11 protein-coding genes are annotated in these 17,876 nt (G+C 70.1%); 6 read left to right on the forward strand and 5 right to left on the reverse strand.

Annotated elements, in window-relative coordinates; translation table 11 throughout:
- Positions 1-100: 100 nt before the first annotated feature.
- The 3 genes from trxB (at position 101) to DFJ67_RS11510 (ending at position 2,793) form a co-directional block, all read left to right on the forward strand.
- Positions 101-1,054 (forward strand): thioredoxin-disulfide reductase, encoded by a 954-nt coding sequence (gene trxB / locus DFJ67_RS11500; RefSeq protein WP_116067874.1) that lies wholly within the window; start codon positions 101-103, stop codon positions 1,052-1,054.
- 99 nt (positions 1,055-1,153) lie between these two features.
- Positions 1,154-1,477, forward strand: coding sequence for a thioredoxin (trxA, locus tag DFJ67_RS11505; RefSeq protein WP_116067875.1), 324 nt, complete (start codon positions 1,154-1,156; stop codon positions 1,475-1,477).
- A 131-nt stretch (positions 1,478-1,608) separates the two neighbouring features.
- A complete protein-coding gene (locus DFJ67_RS11510) occupies positions 1,609-2,793 on the forward strand; it encodes an N-acetylmuramoyl-L-alanine amidase (protein WP_116067876.1) in 1,185 nt (394 codons plus the stop codon).
- 974 nt (positions 2,794-3,767) lie between these two features.
- Here DFJ67_RS11510 and DFJ67_RS11515 read toward each other — a convergent pair.
- A complete protein-coding gene (locus tag DFJ67_RS11515; protein ID WP_116067877.1) occupies positions 3,768-4,424 on the reverse strand; it encodes a GNAT family N-acetyltransferase in 657 nt (218 codons plus the stop codon).
- A gap of 266 nt (positions 4,425-4,690) precedes the next feature.
- Between DFJ67_RS11515 and DFJ67_RS11520 the strand changes: the two genes are divergently transcribed.
- Complete coding sequence (locus tag DFJ67_RS11520; RefSeq protein WP_116067878.1) at positions 4,691-6,007, forward strand: aminotransferase-like domain-containing protein; 1,317 nt, start codon at positions 4,691-4,693, stop codon at positions 6,005-6,007.
- Positions 6,008-6,015: 8 nt separating this feature from the next.
- On the forward strand, positions 6,016-6,972 hold the full coding sequence (locus DFJ67_RS11525) for a D-alanine--D-alanine ligase family protein (RefSeq protein WP_116067879.1): 957 nt from the start codon (positions 6,016-6,018) through the stop codon (positions 6,970-6,972).
- On the opposite strand, the gene DFJ67_RS11530 is transcribed toward DFJ67_RS11525, so the two are convergent.
- The 4 genes from DFJ67_RS11530 to DFJ67_RS11545 all read right to left on the reverse strand — a co-directional run bounded on the left by DFJ67_RS11530 (position 6,973) and on the right by DFJ67_RS11545 (position 15,799).
- Entirely contained in the window at positions 6,973-7,482 is a 510-nt protein-coding gene (locus tag DFJ67_RS11530) for a GNAT family N-acetyltransferase (RefSeq protein ID WP_116067880.1), read from the reverse strand.
- Between the two features lie 4,945 nt (positions 7,483-12,427).
- Positions 12,428-13,402, reverse strand: coding sequence for a hypothetical protein (locus DFJ67_RS11535; protein ID WP_116067881.1), 975 nt, complete (start codon positions 13,400-13,402; stop codon positions 12,428-12,430).
- 235 nt (positions 13,403-13,637) lie between these two features.
- Positions 13,638-14,750 (reverse strand): ParB/RepB/Spo0J family partition protein, encoded by a 1,113-nt coding sequence (locus tag DFJ67_RS11540; protein ID WP_116067882.1) that lies wholly within the window; start codon positions 14,748-14,750, stop codon positions 13,638-13,640.
- On the reverse strand, positions 14,747-15,799 hold the full coding sequence (locus DFJ67_RS11545) for a ParA family protein (RefSeq protein ID WP_116067883.1): 1,053 nt from the start codon (positions 15,797-15,799) through the stop codon (positions 14,747-14,749). The genes DFJ67_RS11540 and DFJ67_RS11545 overlap by 4 nt, the downstream gene beginning before the upstream one ends.
- A gap of 1,149 nt (positions 15,800-16,948) precedes the next feature.
- On the opposite strand from DFJ67_RS11545, the gene DFJ67_RS42275 reads away from it, so the two are divergent.
- Complete coding sequence (locus DFJ67_RS42275; protein WP_147315491.1) at positions 16,949-17,479, forward strand: hypothetical protein; 531 nt, start codon at positions 16,949-16,951, stop codon at positions 17,477-17,479.
- The last annotated feature ends 397 nt before the right edge of the window (positions 17,480-17,876 follow it).

A 17,876-nucleotide genomic window follows, 5' to 3' on the forward strand; every position in this document is an offset into this window, starting at 1 on the left:
GATCGGACGCGCGGCGTGAGGTTGTCCACGCACGGGAATCCGCGGCTCGTACCATGACGTTCTGCCTGGTGCGAGCAACGCATATCTTCGGGAGACGGCAGTGGACGACGTCCGCAACTTGATCATCATCGGCTCCGGCCCGGCCGGCTACACGGCCGCGGTCTACGCCGCTCGCGCCAACCTGAACCCCCTGGTGATCGAGGGTGTGCAGTCGGGTGGCGCGCTGATGACCACCACAGAGGTGGAAAACTTCCCCGGCTTCCCCGACGGCATCCTGGGCCCCGAGCTGATGGACGCCATGCGCAAGCAGGCTGAGCGGTTCGGCGCCGAGTTCCTGACCGATGACGTGACCCGGGTCGAGCTCGTCGACAGCGGCCAGCTCGGTTCCGGCGTGACCCAGGCGGTCTACGTCGGCGAGACGGTCTACCGCGCCAAGGCGGTCATCCTGGCCACCGGCTCGGCCTGGCGCCCGCTCAACGTGCCCGGCGAGCAGGAATACCTCGGCCACGGCGTCTCGTCGTGTGCCACCTGTGACGGCTTCTTCTTCCGCGGCCAGGACATCGTGGTCGTCGGCGGCGGCGACTCCGCGATGGAGGAGGCGAGCTTCCTCACCCGCTTCGCCGCCAGCGTGACGATCATCCACCGCCGCGACTCGTTCCGGGCCAGCAAGATCATGGCGGAGCGGGCGCTGACCAACCCGAAGATCAAGGTCGAGTGGAACTCGATCGTCACCGAGGTGCTCGGTGAAGACGGCAAGGTCACTGGCGTGAAGGTGCACAACGTCCACCACAACCAGGTCAAGGAGCTCAAGGTCGCCGGCGTCTTCGTGGCGATCGGCCACGACCCGCGCAGCGAGATGTTCCGCGGCCAGGTCGACATGGACGACAACGGCTACGTGAAGGTGGCCGCGCCGACGACGCACACCAGCCTCCCGGGTGTGTTCGCCGCCGGCGACCTGGTCGACCACACCTACCGGCAGGCGATCACCGCCGCCGGCACCGGCACGTCGGCAGCGCTCGACGCCGAGCGGTTCATCGCCGCGCTCGAGGTCTGATCTTCGACTGGGCGTGAGTCCGGACACGACATGCCGCCGGGCGTACCCGGAAACTACATACTCGATTCAGCATTCGTTGGCCCGGAGGAGGGTTTTCAAGTGGGAACAACCAAATCGGTGACGGACGCCAACTTCGTCAACGATGTCCTGCAGGCGGATACACCCGTGCTCGTCGACTTCTGGGCCGAGTGGTGCGCGCCTTGCCGCAAGGTTGAGCCACTCCTCGAGGAGATCGCCAACGAGATGGGCGACAAGGTCCGCATCGTCAAGCTCAACATCGACGAGAACCCGGAGACCGCCCGCGCCTACCGCGTGATGTCGGTCCCCACCTTGACGGTCTTCAAGGGCGGCGAGCCGGTGCAGTCGGTCGCCGGCGCCCGCCCCAAGGGTGACCTGGTCAAACTCATCGAGTCCGCGTTCTGATCCACGTTCAGCGACGGCCCCCGCACCCACTGGCTGCGGGGGCGTCGTCGTCTCGTGATCCTTCCGGCCCCGGCCAGGCAGCCACGATAGGCTCCGGGAGCGCGGCTCGTGTCACCCGGAGGAGGTAGTCCGTGCGTGTTGTCCGACGTGGAGACCGTGGTCCCGCGGTTACCGAGATCCGTGGCATCCTCGTCGGCCTCGGGTTGATTCCGGGCGCACACGCCACCTCGCCGGGCGAGGAGTTCGAGTCCACCGACTTCGACGAGGCGACCGAGCGGGCGGTGCGCACGTTCCAGCAGAGCCGCGGCCTCAGCGTCGACGGAGCGGTCGGTGCGGAGACCTGGCGGGCGCTGGTCGCGGCCCGCTGGCGGCTCGGCTCGCGCACCCTCTACCAGGCCATCCCCGAGCCGCTCATCGGCGAAGACGTCCGAACCCTGCAAGAACGACTGCTCGAGATGGGGTACGACGTCGGGCGCGCAGACAGTGTCTACGGCGCGCGTACAGCCCGGGCGGTCGCCCAGTTCCAGCGCGAGGTCGGGCTGGCACCCGACGGCGCCTGCGGCCCCCAGACGATGCACGCCCTGCGCCGCTTGGGCCGCAAGGTCATCGGCGGGCGTCCCCAGTGGCTGCGCGAGTCCGATGCCTTCCGGCACTCCGGCCCCAACCTGGTCGGCAAGACGGTCATCGTCGACCCCGGCCACGGCGGCCCCGACCCGGGCGTCGTGGTGCCCGAGGGCGCGCTGCGCTGGACCGAGGCCGAACTCGCCTACGACATGGCCGCCCGGCTGGAAGGCCGACTGGCCGCGGCCGGCATGCGCGTGCACCTGACCCGGGGCCCGGCCCCGACCGCCGAACTGACCGACCTGGAGCGGGCCCAACTGGCCAACGACCTCGGCGGCGACCTGTTCATCTCGCTGCACATCGACGGGCACGCCAACCCGGAGGCCGACGGGGTGGCGACCTACCACTACGGCACCAACCACGGCGCCGCGTCGACGGTCGGCGAGCGGCTGGCCGGGCTGGTGCAGCGCGAGATCGTCGTCCGGACCGGCTTGCGCAACTGCCAGACCCACGCGAAGACGTGGGAGCTGCTGCGCCTGACCAAGATGCCCGCGGTCCGGGTGGAGGTCGGCTACCTGACCTCGCCGGGTGATCGGGCGAAGCTCGTTGATCCGCGCTTCCGCGACCAGGTGGTCGAGGCGGTCGTGGCGGCCGTGCAGCGGATGTACTACCCGATCGACCAGGACGTGCCGACCGGCTCGATCGACGTGCGCGAACTACGCGCCGCGATCGCCGCCGCAACTGCGCCCGCCTGACCTCTCACGTCCCTCGTTTAGCGTCTGCGGCCCCACGGTCGGATCGTTGCGCGGGCCGGTCGCGTCCAGGCCGGCGCCACGGCCGTGACTGGGTCGCCGCCTCCGGTGCGCGCTGTCAGTCGCATCGCGGCCGGGCCGGCGCCAGACCGGCCCGAACCGGGAGCGCTGCGCCTGTTACACGCCGCCGGGCCCGGCCGACCCGGACCGTCCGCAGGGCCCGAGTCCGCGGCCCAAACGGGGAGCGCTGCGACTGTTCCACGCCGCCGGCCCGGGCCGACTCGGACCAAGTCCGCACGGCCTGAGCCCGGCCCACACCGGGAGCGCTGCGCCTGTTGCACGCCGCCGGGCCCGGCCGACCCCGACCAAGTCCGCAGCGCCCGAGTCCGCAGCCCCAAACCGGCAGCGCTGCGACTGTTCCACGCCGCCGGCCCCGGCCGACCCCGACCAAGCCCGCATGGCTGCGCCTGTTCCACGCCGCCGGCCCCGGCCGACCCCGACCAAGTCCGCACGGCCCGAGCCCGCACGGTCCGAACCGCAGGCGCCGTCACCGTCGCACGCTGTCTGCCCCCTGCGAGGCTGGACCGGGGCGACGCGGCCCGAACCGTGGTCCCCCCACCCGGGCGACCCGCCGCCGTCATCGCTGACCGCCTGCGGGGCTGCACGGATGCCGTGTCGTTGCCCGCTTTGACGGTTCCGCTTCGTGGACGCGGCCCTGCCCGCCGACTTGTCCCGCCGATACCGCGCCGGGACGACCCCGCAGGTCAGCGGTGATTCGACCGGCGAACGGGCAGAGGTCGATCAGCGCCGTTGCGGTTCGGTGGATCTAGCGGCTGGTTGCCGCGGCGATGTGGCTATCGGGCTGGCTGTTTGGTTGTGTGGCGCGGACCTGGCAGCGACGCGTCAGCGAGCGGTCCCCGGCGGGAGCGACGGTCGTGCCCCCGGCGGACCCGGGACCGATTTTTGATCTTTGGTTGTCAGCTGTTGCTGGTTCGGGTCGCTGGGCGGACCGGCCGCAGGATGCTTTCCGGGCTCATGGAGCCGAGGAGCTTTTCCAGGGCATATTCGACGTCGGATTTCCACGAGAGCGCGGTGCGCAGCTCGAGGCGGAGGCGCGGGTAGCGCGGATGCGGGCGGACCGTCTTGAAGCCGACGGAGAGGAAGAAATCGGCCGGGGCCAGGCAGCCGGGCTCGTCGGGGGCGTCGCCGAACTTTGCGTCGCCGAATGCCTCGATCGCCTTTATGCCGCGTTTGACGAGGTCGCGGGCCACGCCCTGGACGAGCATGCGGCCCAGGCCGCCGCCGGCGAAGGCGGTGACCACGTGGGCGTTCATCAGGAGGGCGGCGTCGGCGGAGACCGGCGAGGTCGGGAACGCCATCGAGCGCGGGACATAAGCCGGCGGGGCGAACAGGACGAAGCCGGCCGGCATGCCGTCTACGTAGATCAGCTTGCCGCAGGAGCCCCATTCCAGGAGGGTCTGCGAGACCCAGGCCTCCTTTTCCAGGCCGGGGTCGCCGGCGGCACAGGCGCGCTCGGCGGAGACCGGGTCGAGCTCCCAGTAGACGCATTGCCGGCATGGGCGCGGCAGGTCTTCCAGGGTGTCGAGCGTGAGACTGACCAGGCGACGTGACATTGCGGAACCTCGAAAACCGCTCGGTTGCCTAATTCACGGTTATCGGAGCACGGTGGAAGTCGCGTGCTGCCCGCCTGCCCCAACCAGCGATCGTACGCCGGAACCGTGCAGGACGGGAGAGGTCGGACATCGCGGGTCGTGGCGCTGACCTGGCGGGGGACCCCGGATTCCGCGATATGGACTGCCCGCAGGTAACCCGAAGGTGCCTTGAGGGCGCGCGGTCTACCATCAACCAACCAGCGCAGAGCCCGAAGGCGAGGTAGGGCATGACCGGGACGACGCTCGACGACTATACCGACCGCTATGCGCGGCGGGTACGCGGCATGACGGCATCGGAGATTCGAGCTCTCTTCGCCGTCGCCAGCCGCCCCGAGGTCGTCTCGCTCGCCGGTGGCGCTCCCTACATCGCCGCCCTCCCGCTCGACGCCGTCGGGGAGATGCTCGGCAGCCTAGCCGCCGACCACGGCACCAGCACGCTGCAATACGGCATCGGGCAGGGCACCCCCGAGCTGCGCGAGCGGATCTGCGAGGTGATGGCGCTCTCCGGCATCGACGCAGCCGCCGGCGCTTCGCCGGACGATGTCGTTGTCACCGTCGGGGGCCAGCAGGCCCTCGATCTCGTGTCCCGGCTCTTTCTCGACCCGGGTGACGTCGTGCTTGCCGAAGGTCCGACCTACGTCGGGGCGCTCGGTGCGTTCCAGGCGGCGCAGGCCCAGGTCGTGCACGTCGCCATGGACGACGACGGGCTGATCCCGGCCGCGCTGGAGGCGGCGATCGCCGACGTGACCCGGTCCGGGCGGCGGGCGAAGTTCCTCTACACGATTCCGACCTACCAGAACCCGGCCGGCGTCACGCTGACCGACGAGCGGCGCGACCAGGTGCTCGACATCTGCGAGCGGGCCGGCCTGCTGGTGGTCGAAGACGACCCCTATGGGCAGCTCTCCTTCGACGGCGAGGCGCCGCTGCCGCTGCGCGCCCGGCGTCGCGAGGGGGTTTTCTACCTTTCGACGTTCTCCAAGACGTTCGCGCCCGGGCTGCGGGTCGGTTGGATCTTGGCTCCGCACGCCGTGCGCGAGAAGCTCGTGATCGCCTCTGAGTCGCAGATCCTGTGCCCGAGCGCGTTCGCGCAGGCGGCGGTGACCACCTACCTGTCGACGATGCCGTGGCGCGAGCAGATAAAGACCTACCGCGAGGTCTACCGGGAGCGGCGCGACGCGCTGCTGGAGGCGCTCACCGACCTGATGCCGGAAGGCACGACCTGGACCCGCCCGAGCGGCGGCCTGTTCGTCTGGGCCACCCTGCCACCCGGCCTCGACTCCAAGGCGATGATGCCGCGGGCGATCGCGGCCCGGGTCGCCTACGTGCCCGGCACCGGGTTCTATGCCGACGGCAAGGGCGGCGACAACATGCGGCTCAACTTCTCGTTCCCGTCGCCGGAGCGGATCCGCGAGGGCGTCCGCCGCCTCGCCGGGGTGATGGAGCAGGACCTGGCCATGCGGCAGGTGTTCGGCGCCATCAGCGCCGTTGCCAACCGCCGCCGCGGGCAGGCCGGATCCGACACCCCTGGTCCCGACTTGGCATGATCTGACTTATGAGCAGCACCGATCTGCGCGTCCTTGTTCTTGCCGGCGGGTTGTCCTACGAGCGGGACGTGTCCCTCAAGTCCGGCCGCCGGGTGATCGACGCGCTACGGGCGGCGGGCATCGACGCCCAGCAGCGCGACGCCGACGTGTCGCTGCTGCCGGCGTTACGGTCCGACCCGCCGGATGCCGTGGTGATCGCCCTGCACGGCGCCACCGGTGAGGACGGGTCGCTGCGCGGGGTGCTCGACCTGTGCGACGTGCCCTACGTCGGCTGTGACGCGCTGGCGTCCCGGCTCGCGTGGGACAAGCCCTCGGCGAAGGCCGTGCTGCGCGAGGCCGGCATCCCGACACCCGATTGGGTGGCGTTGCCGCACGACCGGTTCTCCGAGCTCGGCGCGGTCGCGGTGCTGGAGCGGATCGCCTCGCGGTTGGGGCTGCCGCTGATGGTCAAGCCGGCTCAGGGTGGCTCGGGTCTCGGTGCCGCGGTCGTGCGCGACGAGAGCTCGCTGCCGGCGGCGATGGTGGGTTGCTTCGCCTATGACTCCACCGCGCTCGTCGAGCGGTATGTGACCGGCATGGACGTCGCGGTCACCGTGATCGACCTTGGCGACGGGCCCCAGGCGCTGCCCGCGGTCGAGATCGTGCCGCGCAATGGGGTGTACGACTATGCGGCGCGCTACACGGCCGGGCTGACGACGTGGCACACGCCGGCGCGGTTGGACGCTTCTGCTGCCGCCGTGGTCGCCGAGACGGCGGTGGCGGCGCACAACGCGCTGGGGCTGCGCGACCTGTCCCGCGTAGACATGATCGTCGACGGGTCTGGGGCGCCGCATGTGCTCGAGGTCAACGTGGCGCCGGGGATGACGGAGACGTCGCTCATGCCGATGGCGATTCAGGCCGCCGGGTTGGACTTCGGCAAGGTGTTGGCGGCGATGGTGTCACGGTCGGCGGGACGGGCTTCCTGACTAGGTCGTCGGTCTGCGCATGCAGACTCGGGGCCAGCGGTCGAGGCCGTGGTCGGCTTCTTGTTGCCGCCTCTCTCTGAGGCCCGGCGTGATTTCGTGCTCGTCGAGTGTTCGGAAGCGTTGGCGCTCGTAGTAGGGCGCGTTCCATGGGACGTCCCTGAAGGTGGTCAGCGTAAGTGCTGGCATCCCCTTCGCCTTTGCCGTTTTCGCGGCGTGAGTGATCAGCTCGCGGCCGATTCCTTGTCGTGCGTGGGTTTGGTGTACGGAGAGCTGCTCCAGGTGGAGGTTGCCGTCTAGCGGTTCGGCGAATAGGTAGGCCGTCACGTGGTCGGTGTTGGTGGTGGCTACCCAGGCTTTGCCGGCTTGCTGGTATCGCGTCAGGTCTGCCAGCGACGGCGGGTCGTCGTCAGCGATCTCCGGCATGCCGATCTCTCGGAAGAGTTCGCCGGCTGAGCGTTCGATGTCCTGGAGGCTTACCAGGTCATCGGAGTGCGCCTCCCGTATCCGCATCCCACGATTCTGAGGCTCCTTCGTTTCACGTGAAACGGGTTTCGATGGTGGGGATGGGTTGAGGTGTCGGGTCTCGCGGATTCGAGGTTGGTGGGGGGTGAGGTCGACCTTGCCGAGGGCCCGTGGGCTGGACAGGCCGGCAGTTGGTCGGCAGTTCGCGCTTGGCTGGCGGTTGAGAGTCTGCGTTAGTTCGTTGTGGGGTTAGGGCGGGCGATCTGCCCGTGGCCGCGGTCAGGGCCTCGCTGTTCCACATGGAACTGGACAGCCACGGAGCCGCGCGCCGCGCCTCGCCCGGTGCTCCGTGGTCGCCGTGGCGGCCGTGGGGTTGTGCAGGCGGAGTCGGCAAGCTAATTGACTGGGCCGAGGCGTCGCCGGTGCGGCCCGCGGACATCGCCTGCTTCCGCCGGGGCCGGGGGCTTGCTTCGGCCTCGAATGCTGTCGAGGCGTCAAGGGGGCGCGACCGTCATGCGTCAGTGCGATGGGCCAGGGCGCGGTTGCGTGTCCATCGGAAGGTTTGGCGTGCTCGTGCCCCCGTACCCGTGGAGGTCTCATTACAGTCGCTGGGCTCGGTGGAGCGTTCTCTCCCGCCGGAGTGCAGCCATGGTGTGGAACGACGCAGGGCCTCGTCAACCTCGCGCTATCGCGGCCAGCGTCCAACCGCGTCATCACCGATGCGCGACACGGTCGGGCCGTTGGCGTCGACATGAATGGCCGGCCCTTTGTCGCCGTGGTGTCTGGCTACAGCTGAACTGGAGCGACGTGGCGGTGCTGTTCTCGATCGCCTACCGGATTCCGGGCAGCGTCACCGAAGCCGAAGACGCGTCAGGAGTCGAGTTCGACGTGAAGCCGGTGACCATCGCTATCCCCGGCAGGGTGACCGCCGAACCACCGACTCGCTGTGGATCCGCCGGCGGGGGTCGACCCGCGCGGCGTTCTGACAGGGCGGCGGCACGGGCCATACAGGCAACGGCGCCTGCGCGGCTTGGAATACAACGGCGCGCCCACGATTCGAGCTCGACCGGCGCCCAATCAACGCGCCAGCGGGCGAGTGTGGCGCGGACACCGCGGAAGGCGGGTCGCCGTGGAGGATTGGCGTCGCTGCCGTCCGGGCCACGATCGCTACGGCCGCCTCGACGACCGGCGTCTGAGGGATCGGGGGCGAGGCTCGTCGGACCCTTGCGTACTGTCCGCCGCCAAAGCCCCCGAGACCGACCCGACCGAACCTGGCATCGGGGGGACGCGCAATCAGCTCCCAGGACACAGCCGCCGGCGCGCTCGGATTCGGGGACAGTCGGTCGGCAGACTTGGTCGAGTACGGCTCCATCGCAGTCGCGTCGCCCAGCGTCCGCCACCGCCAACACAGGCACCCGCTATCTCCAGGCGAGCCGGCTCCGGGTCATCACCCACCCCCACACGACGGGCCGCCCCCAGCGTGCTGCAAGGCTCGCTCCTGGGTGGCCTCGCGTCGCTACTCGTGCCGACACCGATGTTTCACGTGAAACCTTCTCCTTGATGGTTCGGGCGCACCAGAAGATCTGCTGGGAGCGGCTCCCGTCGCGAGGGGTAGCAGCGGCCTCCGCACCGGAGCCCGACCCGGCTTCGTGTGGCGGTCCAGAGCACGTCGCCCTCGGCCGCGAGCGAGAGTCCAACGACCCTGTACTGCCAAGGGCCGAGCGAGGTGCGGCGTTTCCGCCTCGCCTACAGCGCTGCCCCGCCGGATGAACGCCGAGCGCCAGAGACCTGGCCGGTCCGCAGCTCGACGCCCGGCAAGCCCCGCGGTCGCTTCAGCGTCACAGGCGCGCCTGCCCGGGAGTTCCGCCAGCACTACCTTGCGCATCGGTCCGGGGAGCGGCTCGCGATAGGGGATTCAGCATCCGACTGCTCGGGACGCGACGATGACCAGCCGTCTGGACGTCGCTATCGAGCGCCCCGTCAACCAGCGGCTGTCCTTACCGCCTTGATCGCCGCGCGACGCTAGTCGCCTCCTCACCGCAGCCCCCCGCTCCTCGGGGCTGCCGCCTCGGGGCTGCCGCCTCGGGGCTGCCGCCTCGGGGCTGCCGCCTCGGGGCTGCGGACTCGGGGCTGCCGCCTCGGGGCTGCGGACTCGGGGCTGCGGACTCGGGGCTGCGGACTCGGGGCTGCGACGCGCGCATTACCGCCCAGGTGTCCCGTGCCAGCGCGCTCCCGGCGGGACTCCAACGCTCCGTCCGGTGGTCGCGTGGGTCGCTGGCCCCGAAATGGCCGGCGACGGATCCCGAGGGTGACCCCGCACTCTCGTAGGCTTGTCAGTCGTTCTGTACCGTCGCTGGACCTTCTGTCCGGCCGTGCATACTCGTTCAGACCCGCCATGACCTAACGCTGCTCGGGAGCCGCGCCCGGGCCGGGCTTCAGGCCCGCCATCGTTTCGTGCGACCAGCTGGCGCCTACCCAACCCCTTAGGCCTGCCGTGGTTTGCCATTGCGCGCTTAGCACCCGGCGACGCAGCCGGGCGGACGCGGGACGTTCATCTTCTCGCCAGCGGCGTTGGGTGCTTCAAGGTCCCGGCTTGCGACGACTCCGCGGCTACAGCGGCGCTGTCGATCCAACGTTGCCGCGCTGCGTCACCGCGCTAGCCCCGGTGTCGCGACGCTGCGGCGGGGCTTGGGTGGTGCTTCCATTCCGGCACCGCACACCACGCTTAGGCGCCTCTGCGGCCCGAGGGTTGCCCCGCCTACCTGTCCCGGCGGCTCTGCGGCCCGAGGGTTGCCCCGCCTATCTCTCCTGGCGGCTCTGCGGCCCGAGGGATGCCCCGCCTACCTGTCCCGGCGGCTCTGGGGCCCGGGGTTTGTGGCAGCCTCGCTCATCGTCCCGTGCGATGGCTCCATCCGCCGGTCTATCCGGCACGCATCAGCCATGAAGCCAAATTGGTGGGCGCGCCCAGCCCGGCATCGGGAGCACGACGACGGCAGACGGCCTGGCATCGGGAGGCGCGGCGACAAGGGGGAGCGACCAGCGTCATGGGCGGGATGACGATAGGGGTGCCTCCCAGATCGCGGGGCGCGATGGTGAGTGATCAAGGCCCGGCTGAACGCGTTCGCACGTGTGCGAGGCCCGGGGCGCCCAGGTCCCAAACGCCCGCGCCTTCGTACGACCGGGCGGCTGGGCTCGCCCCCACCGGCAGGCCTGTGGTCGAGCTCGCCGCGGGTCCACCGCTCTCTGCATCGGTGCGGTGCACGACCCAGTTCCCGGGTCCGTGGTTCCGCTACAGGACCGGGCTCTCTGCGGACGAGCCCGAATCACCAACCAGGCCGAGGGTGTTTCCATATGTCAGGCGTCTCGCCGACGACCGGCCTACCCCTACGTCGGCGCATCAGTTCTGGCGTCGGGGGAGCCGCGGCCGGCTAGCGCGTCGCCAAGAAGCCGGGCGGCGCTTCTCGTCCCATCGAAGTGGACCTTGGTGTTTCACGTGAAACCACCAGAGATTGGGGATGGTCGACACGTCGCCGTCACCGACGACTAGACGGTGTGCGTCCGCGCGAACGGCGGCGGTCAGTCGGCGTAAGCGTGGGTGGAGTCATCGCCCGCCGATCGCTTCGAAGCGCGTTGACACTCGCCGCCGAGAAAAGCAGCGGCGAAGCACATCTTCGAGGCGAACCGTCGGTCGGGCCGACGGAGGGGAACAGAGGGCTTCGCCTCATGAGCCGACCGATGGGGCCGAGCAGCCGACGGGAGAGCTGCCGCGCGCCACAACCGGCCGAGAGGCTGCCCGCCCGAGGCAGCATCCGACGTTCCGCCAACTGGCCATAAACGACGCACCGGGCTGGGGAGCCAGCGCGCCCGCTCTCGGGCCCAACCCGGTTCGGCGCTGACGGTGCCGTCGCACGGTGTAACGCTGGCGGGAGCCGTGCCGACCGGTTCGCTCAAGCCATCACCCCATGAAAGAAGAGACCCGCCCTCACCCGCACCGAACCCGACCTATCGAGCCCGACTTCAACCGCCCGACCAACACACCACCGTTTGCCCGCGCTCTACCGGCTAGCCCTGCGGTCTACCGCTCGAGCGATCACGCGGCTCCGGGCTCCGGGCTCCGCAGCCTCCTCGGGCCGGCACCCCAAGTGGCCGCCGTACCGTCGGAACGTTTCACGAGAAACCGCGGAGCGCAGCGAGAACCGCGGACCCGGTCCCGCCCCCTACTAGAGGAGCCCGATAGAAGCGGCTCGCCGAGGTGGTCAACCGACTCCCTCAACCCTGCGCCCCGACACCGACGATTCGGCGCCTCTACCCAGCCAGACTCCACGTGTCGCGGTCTCCGTGCCCTTGCTCCTCATCGCCGTTGGCCGCGAGACGTTCCTGCGGGCTGGTTCTCGGAGCCGTCCGACATGGGTCAGGCATGCCATCGCCATCGCGGCTGACGACGTTGCACGGGAAACGAGACGTGCGCGGAACTCGAGGACCCGATCCGCTCCCGGCACCAGCCAACCGAGGCGGCGGACCGTCTCACCGCCAGCCCAACCTGAACAGGCGTCGACGGCTCCACCGCTAGCCAGCTAGGCAGAGGCAACCTCTCGGCAGGCCGAACGGCACTCGGCACCCGTGGCACCTTGGACGCCCTCGGCGTCAGCGACACCCGGCATCTTCAAGGCCTGCAACGATCGACCCCCAAGGCCTGCAACGATCGACCCCCAAGGCCTGCAACGATCGCCCCCCAAGGCCTGCAACGATCGCCCCTCGAAGCCTGCGACGCCCCCAAGCCTGCGACGCCCTCGACGCCCGAGCGTGTCGGTGCCGGTCGCCGAACCCTCGCCCCGTCACCTACGGACTTCGGCTGCCCCCGACGCCTCCCCATCGGCCTCGACCCCGTCGGCGATGCCGAAGCGAACCCGAACCCGATGTTTCACGGGAAACCAAAGAGCGCACCAGAGTCCTTGCGGACCCCGGTGCGCTCCGTTGATCGAGCCAAGAACGGCTACGGCTTGGTGGGCTTCCCAGAGCCCGCCACCACGACCGGCGCGGGCCCACGCTTCACCCCATCGGGCGCTGGCGCGGCCTCGCCACCGTTGGGAGCGACGCCATCCACACCCGGGGCGGCGGCAGCCTCAAGGCGCGCACCGAGCGACTCCTTCTCAGCGGGCACAGCCTTAGCCCCAGACGCGCCGGCGGCAGGCCCAGCCGCACCAACCGGCGCCCGGCCATCTCGCGTCGGCTGCGGCGGCACCAACGGCGTCGAACCCGCATCCGGCGCCGGCGCACTATCCGACCCTTCCGGCGCCTCAGCGATCGCCACAGACAGCGGCTCGGCCACCGACTCGACGGCAGCCGCCACCGCAGCCGGGGTCGACCGGGGCGTCAGGCTCGACGGCGCCTGCCACTCGATGTGCGGCGGCTCAGCGAGCGCCGTGCCGCCGAACTCCGCCAGCCAAGCGGCCACCAACGCCAGGTTCTCGCGCCACACCGACTCGGCGATGGGCGGCAGGATGTCGTCCCACAGGGACAGGAACGTGCCGCGGAGCTGAAGCTGCCCGTATGGCCGTGCCAGGAACCACATGTGCAGGTGTGCCGAGCTGTCGCCCCACCGGTTGACGTGGACCCGGGCCACTCCGTCGAGTGATCTGACCGCGCGCTCCAGGCGGACCGTCATCACCCCGAGTTCGGCCGCCAGCAGGTTGGGGAGGTCGCCGAGGTCGAGGTGGGACCGGGCTTCGAGGATGAGCACCATCGGCAGGCCGGTCGGCCGCTCCATCGCCCGCACCCGCCAACGCTCGCTCACCCAGATGTAGGCGTCGTCCGGGGTGTTGCACGCGATGCACTCAGCCGCGTCTTCGCCCTTCCGGCGCGGTTCGGCGTCGACGGGGGTAGCGAGCTTTTTGACGCGCAGATCGCCCTCGAACGGGAAGGAGGGCCATTTGGTGTACGCGGGGACCGAGTCGGGGGAGTGAGGCACGAGGGTGACCCTATCGGAGGATGCAGGCCTCCGTCCTTCCCCATTTCGGGCGGTCGCGGGGTCCTCCGCACTTCTTCATCCACAGGCTGACAACGCCTCCGACACGGGGTTTCGTGGTTTTGAGGGGGTGCCTGTGGACAACGCCTGTGTAAAACTTCCGCCACCCGCAGAGGGGGTTTCACGTGAAACGGCCGCGAACCCGAATGGGGTTCGCGGCCGTTGACGCCGGAGGGCTCTACTCCGACGGAGACTCCTCGTTCATCCCGATGATTCCGACGATGCGTTCGAGGTCGTCGACCGTCGCGAACTCGATCGAGATCTTGCCCTTGCTGCGGCCGAGCTCCACCTTGACCCGCGTGTCGAAGCGGTCCGACAAGCGGTCGGCGAGGTCCGTGAGTGCCGGCGCCACCGCCTTGACCCGACGCTTCGCCGGGGAAGACGCCTTGGCGGGCCCATCCGCCAACGCCAGCGTCACCAACTCCTCGGTCGCCCGCACCGACAGACCCTCCGCCACGACCCGGTGCGCGAGGTCTTCCTGCGCCTGGGCGTCATCCAGGCCGAGCAGCGCACGCGCATGCCCGGCTGACAACACACCAGCCGCAACCCGACGTTGTACGACCGCCGGCAGGTTCAGCAACCGAATGGTGTTCGAGATCTGCGGACGGCTACGGCCGATCCGGCGCGCCAGCTCCTCGTGCGTGGCACCGAACTCGTCGAGTAGCTGCTGGTAAGCGGCCGCCTCTTCGAGCGGGTTCAGGTTGGCCCGGTGGATGTTCTCCAGCAGGGCGTCGCGAAGCATCGCATCGTCGCGCGTGTACCGAACGATCGCCGGGATGGTCGTGCGTCCGACGGCCTGCGCGGCCCGCCACCGCCGCTCACCCATGACGAGCTCGTAGCGCCCGTCCTCGTCGGTCTCCCGCACCACGATCGGCTGGAGGAAGCCGACCTCCTGGATCGAGATCTTGAGTTCGTCGAGCGCTTCGTCGTCGAACACCGACCGCGGCTGGCGCGCGTTGGGCACGATCGCGTCAACCGGCAGTTCCGCGAAGCGCGCGCCAGGAACAGGCGCCAACTCCGGACCAGGGTCGATCGGCGCCGGCGCCGCAGCCTCCGCCGGTGGCGTCGGTTCAGGCGCTTCCTCGGGTACGGGTGGTGCCTGCGCCGGCTCCTCAGCGGGCGGTGCCGACACCTGGGCCGGCGCCGGTGGCGCGCTGGCCGGGGGAGGAGGCGGTGGCGCCTCGGTCTGCGCCGGCGGTGGCGCGACCGCCACCGACGAAGCCGGGGTGGGAGCGGTCGGTATCAGCGCCCCGAGCCCGCGTCCAAGACCGCCCCGCGGACGGTTCTTCATGCCTTGCCTCCCTTGACACCACGCTCGGCGATCTCCTGGGCCGCCTCGAAGTAGCTGGTGGCGCCGCGCGACCCCGGATCGTAGGTCATGACCGACTGGCCATAGCTAGGCGCCTCGGAGACCCGGACGTTGCGGGGGATGACCGCGCGCAGCACCTTGTCGCCAAAGTGGTTACGCACGTCCTGCTCAACGGCGTCGGCCAGGCGGGTACGCCGGTCGTACATGGTCAGCAGGATCGTCGAGACGTCGAGCGTCGGGTTGAGGTGCTGGCGTACCAAATTGATGTTGTTGATCAGTTGGTTGAGCCCTTCCAGCGCGTAGTACTCGCACTGGATCGGGATCAGCACCTCTTGCGCCGCGACGAGCGCGTTGACGGTCAGGAGGCCCAGTGACGGCGGGCAGTCGATGAAGACGTAGTCGAACGTGTCGGGGTGCGCGGCGATCGCCCTGGAGAGGCGCGACTCGCGCGCAACCACGGAAACGAGCTCGATCTCCGCGCCGGCGAGGTCGATCGTGGCGGGCACGCACCACAGGTTGGGGATGCCCTCGACCGCCTGGGCAACGTCCGAGAGGGGCACGTTGTCGATCAGGCAGTCGTAGACGTCCGGGATGCCGGCGTGGTGCGGCACGTTGAGCCCAGTCGAGGCGTTGCCCTGCGGGTCGAGGTCGACCACCAGGACTCGGTTGCCATGCAGCGCGAGGCCGACAGCAAGGTTCACGGTGGTCGTGGTCTTACCCACGCCACCTTTCTGGTTCGCGACACACATGATCCTGGTGTGATCCGGACGCGGCATCGTGATCTCACCGCTCGGGTTCAGGATCTGTACGGCGCGCAATGCCTCCATAGCCAACGGTGGATCGTCCTCTTCGCGCGTCGGGGTTTCACGTGAAACGTACGCGTCGGTCACCGCTTCCTCCGGGATCACCTCGGGCGCCGCGGCGGGCGTGTCTGTCCGAGGCTCTGCAGGCCGGGACGGGGCAACGTCGACCCGATCCGTGCTGGGGGCAGGCTGCGGGCGGGGTGCCGGAGCCGGGGGGCGCTCAGCCACGTCTGGCCGACCCGGATAAGCACCGCTGGTGCCGTTGTCCGGGCTAGAAAATGGTACGGCCAGGGGTACGCGCGGCGCTGCCCCGGTGCCATCCGCTGCGGCATTCACCGGACCGCTCTGTCCACTCTCGACACGCGGGTGCGGGAGGCCGGGGTCAGGGACCTGCGCACGCCTGCCGACGGCCCAACCATCGGGCCCGGTTTCACGTGAAACATGAGGTGCTGTCGCGCCGGGGTCGTGGCTGCCGTTGTCATGCACGGTGTCGTCCCTGTCCGCTCGGGGTGTATCGGCTTCGCCGAAGCTCGAGGCAATCGCATCTGGCGGCAAAGTCACCTCGGCCGGCTCAGCCGGGGCACTGCGCGTCTGGTCCGCCTGCGCGGGGGAGTGCACTCCCGCCGCGCGTTCCGCGCTATTGCCGCGCGGCCAGCCTACGGCCGAACTCCGTTCAAGGCCACGGCTGTTCGGACCGTCGGCCGTTTCGGTACCCGAGTGTGGAGGGACAAACACCAGGAAGCCGTCAACCAGGCGCAGGTAACCACCCCGCCGAGGCGTCGCGACCGGCGGCCAACCCGTGCCGCCCACGGGTACGCGACGGGAACCTGACACGCCACCGCGCCGGTTGGCACCCTTCGCACCGGGCTCTTGAGCCAGGTTGTCGGGGTCGTCCTCCTGCGACGGACTCGGAGCCGGTCCCGGCCGTGGACCCTTGTTGCCAGGTCGCGGCCTGCCGCCCGCCTCGGAAGGCGGCTGATTCTTGGGCTTTTGCCGCATGTCGGGCGAACCCGGCTCTTGTTGTGGTGACCTCGCCGCCGGCGCTCGACCGCGCCCTACGCTCTCAGTTCGAGGATCGTTGGTCCGATCCACGAAGTTCGCTGCCTTACGTGCCGCCCCACCCGTTGTGTGCCGGCGGTCCGCGCCGCCCGGCTCCCCGTCCCGCATAACCGAACCAGACACCGCAGTACCTCGACTCGAATCGCGCGTTCTTCTTCCGCCATCTGATCCACCCGACTCGCCCTTGGCCCGAGTTGGGCTGCTCTCAGCGCCCTTCCGCTGTTCCTTCGGCACTCCGCGCCGCTTCGCCACAAGGGACCCTGCCGCCGGCGCGCCAGCGGCAGGGGAGTCGGCTTTGTCCCCATCGGGTCTGGCGGTGTGCTCGCCGTCGGCGGCTCGCGTGCCGTGCCCGGTTGCGCCGCCATCCGACCGCTTGGCCTTCGCGAGGGGTCGACCGGCAGCGGCCTTGGATTTCGCGGCGGCAACCGAGGCACGTTTTCTTCGACCGGACGGAGGCTCGGCCTCGGGGTCGGTCTGCCGGACGGAGCCCGGGCCAGCCTGCTGCTGGGCCTGGGAGCCGGTCTGCCGCTCGGTTTGGCGCTCAGCCTTCCGCTCGCTCTGGCGCTCAGCCTGGCGATCCGCCTTCCGCTCGCCCTCGCGCTCAGCCTCGCGGTCCGCCTTCCCCCCGCCTTGGAGCTCAGCCTCGCGGTCCGTCTTCCGCTCACTCTGGCGCTCGCCCTGGCGCTCGCCCTGGCGCTGAGCCTTCCCCTCGGTCTGGCGGTCCGCCCGCAGCCCAGCCTGGCGGTTCACCTGCTGCTCAGCCCGGGGGTCGACTTGCGGCTCAGCCTCACGCTCCGCCTCGGCAACGAGCCTGCGCGCCGCGGGTCCAATGTCTGCACCGGCGCGTGACGCATCCTGTCGCTCTGGCTCCGCTCCAGTGAGGCGACGGCGCGCGGCGGCTGCTCCTGCACGCCGAACGGGCTTGGGTCCTCCGCTACCAGAGGACACACCGCCGCCAACAAGCTCGGGGTCCCCAGCCCGATCTGACACGAAGTCAGGTGCATCGTGCTGGGCCTCGGCCGGAGCGGTAGCGCGGGTGACTCGCCCCCGCGAAGCCGGGACTCCACGCGCATCGTCCGGCTGTTGATTGGGCGTCCGCGGTGCCGACGATGACCGACTCGACGAGCGGGTCGCTTTCGCCGAAGGGGGTGCTGCCGGGGTGGCTGGCCGGCCCGACCCGGCCGTCCCCGAGCCACGCGGTGCGGAGGTGACGCGCGCGGCAGACTGCACATCGTCGCCGTCGTCA

Source organism: Asanoa ferruginea, assembly GCF_003387075.1.
Classification (GTDB): Bacteria; Actinomycetota; Actinomycetes; order Mycobacteriales; family Micromonosporaceae; genus Asanoa; species Asanoa ferruginea.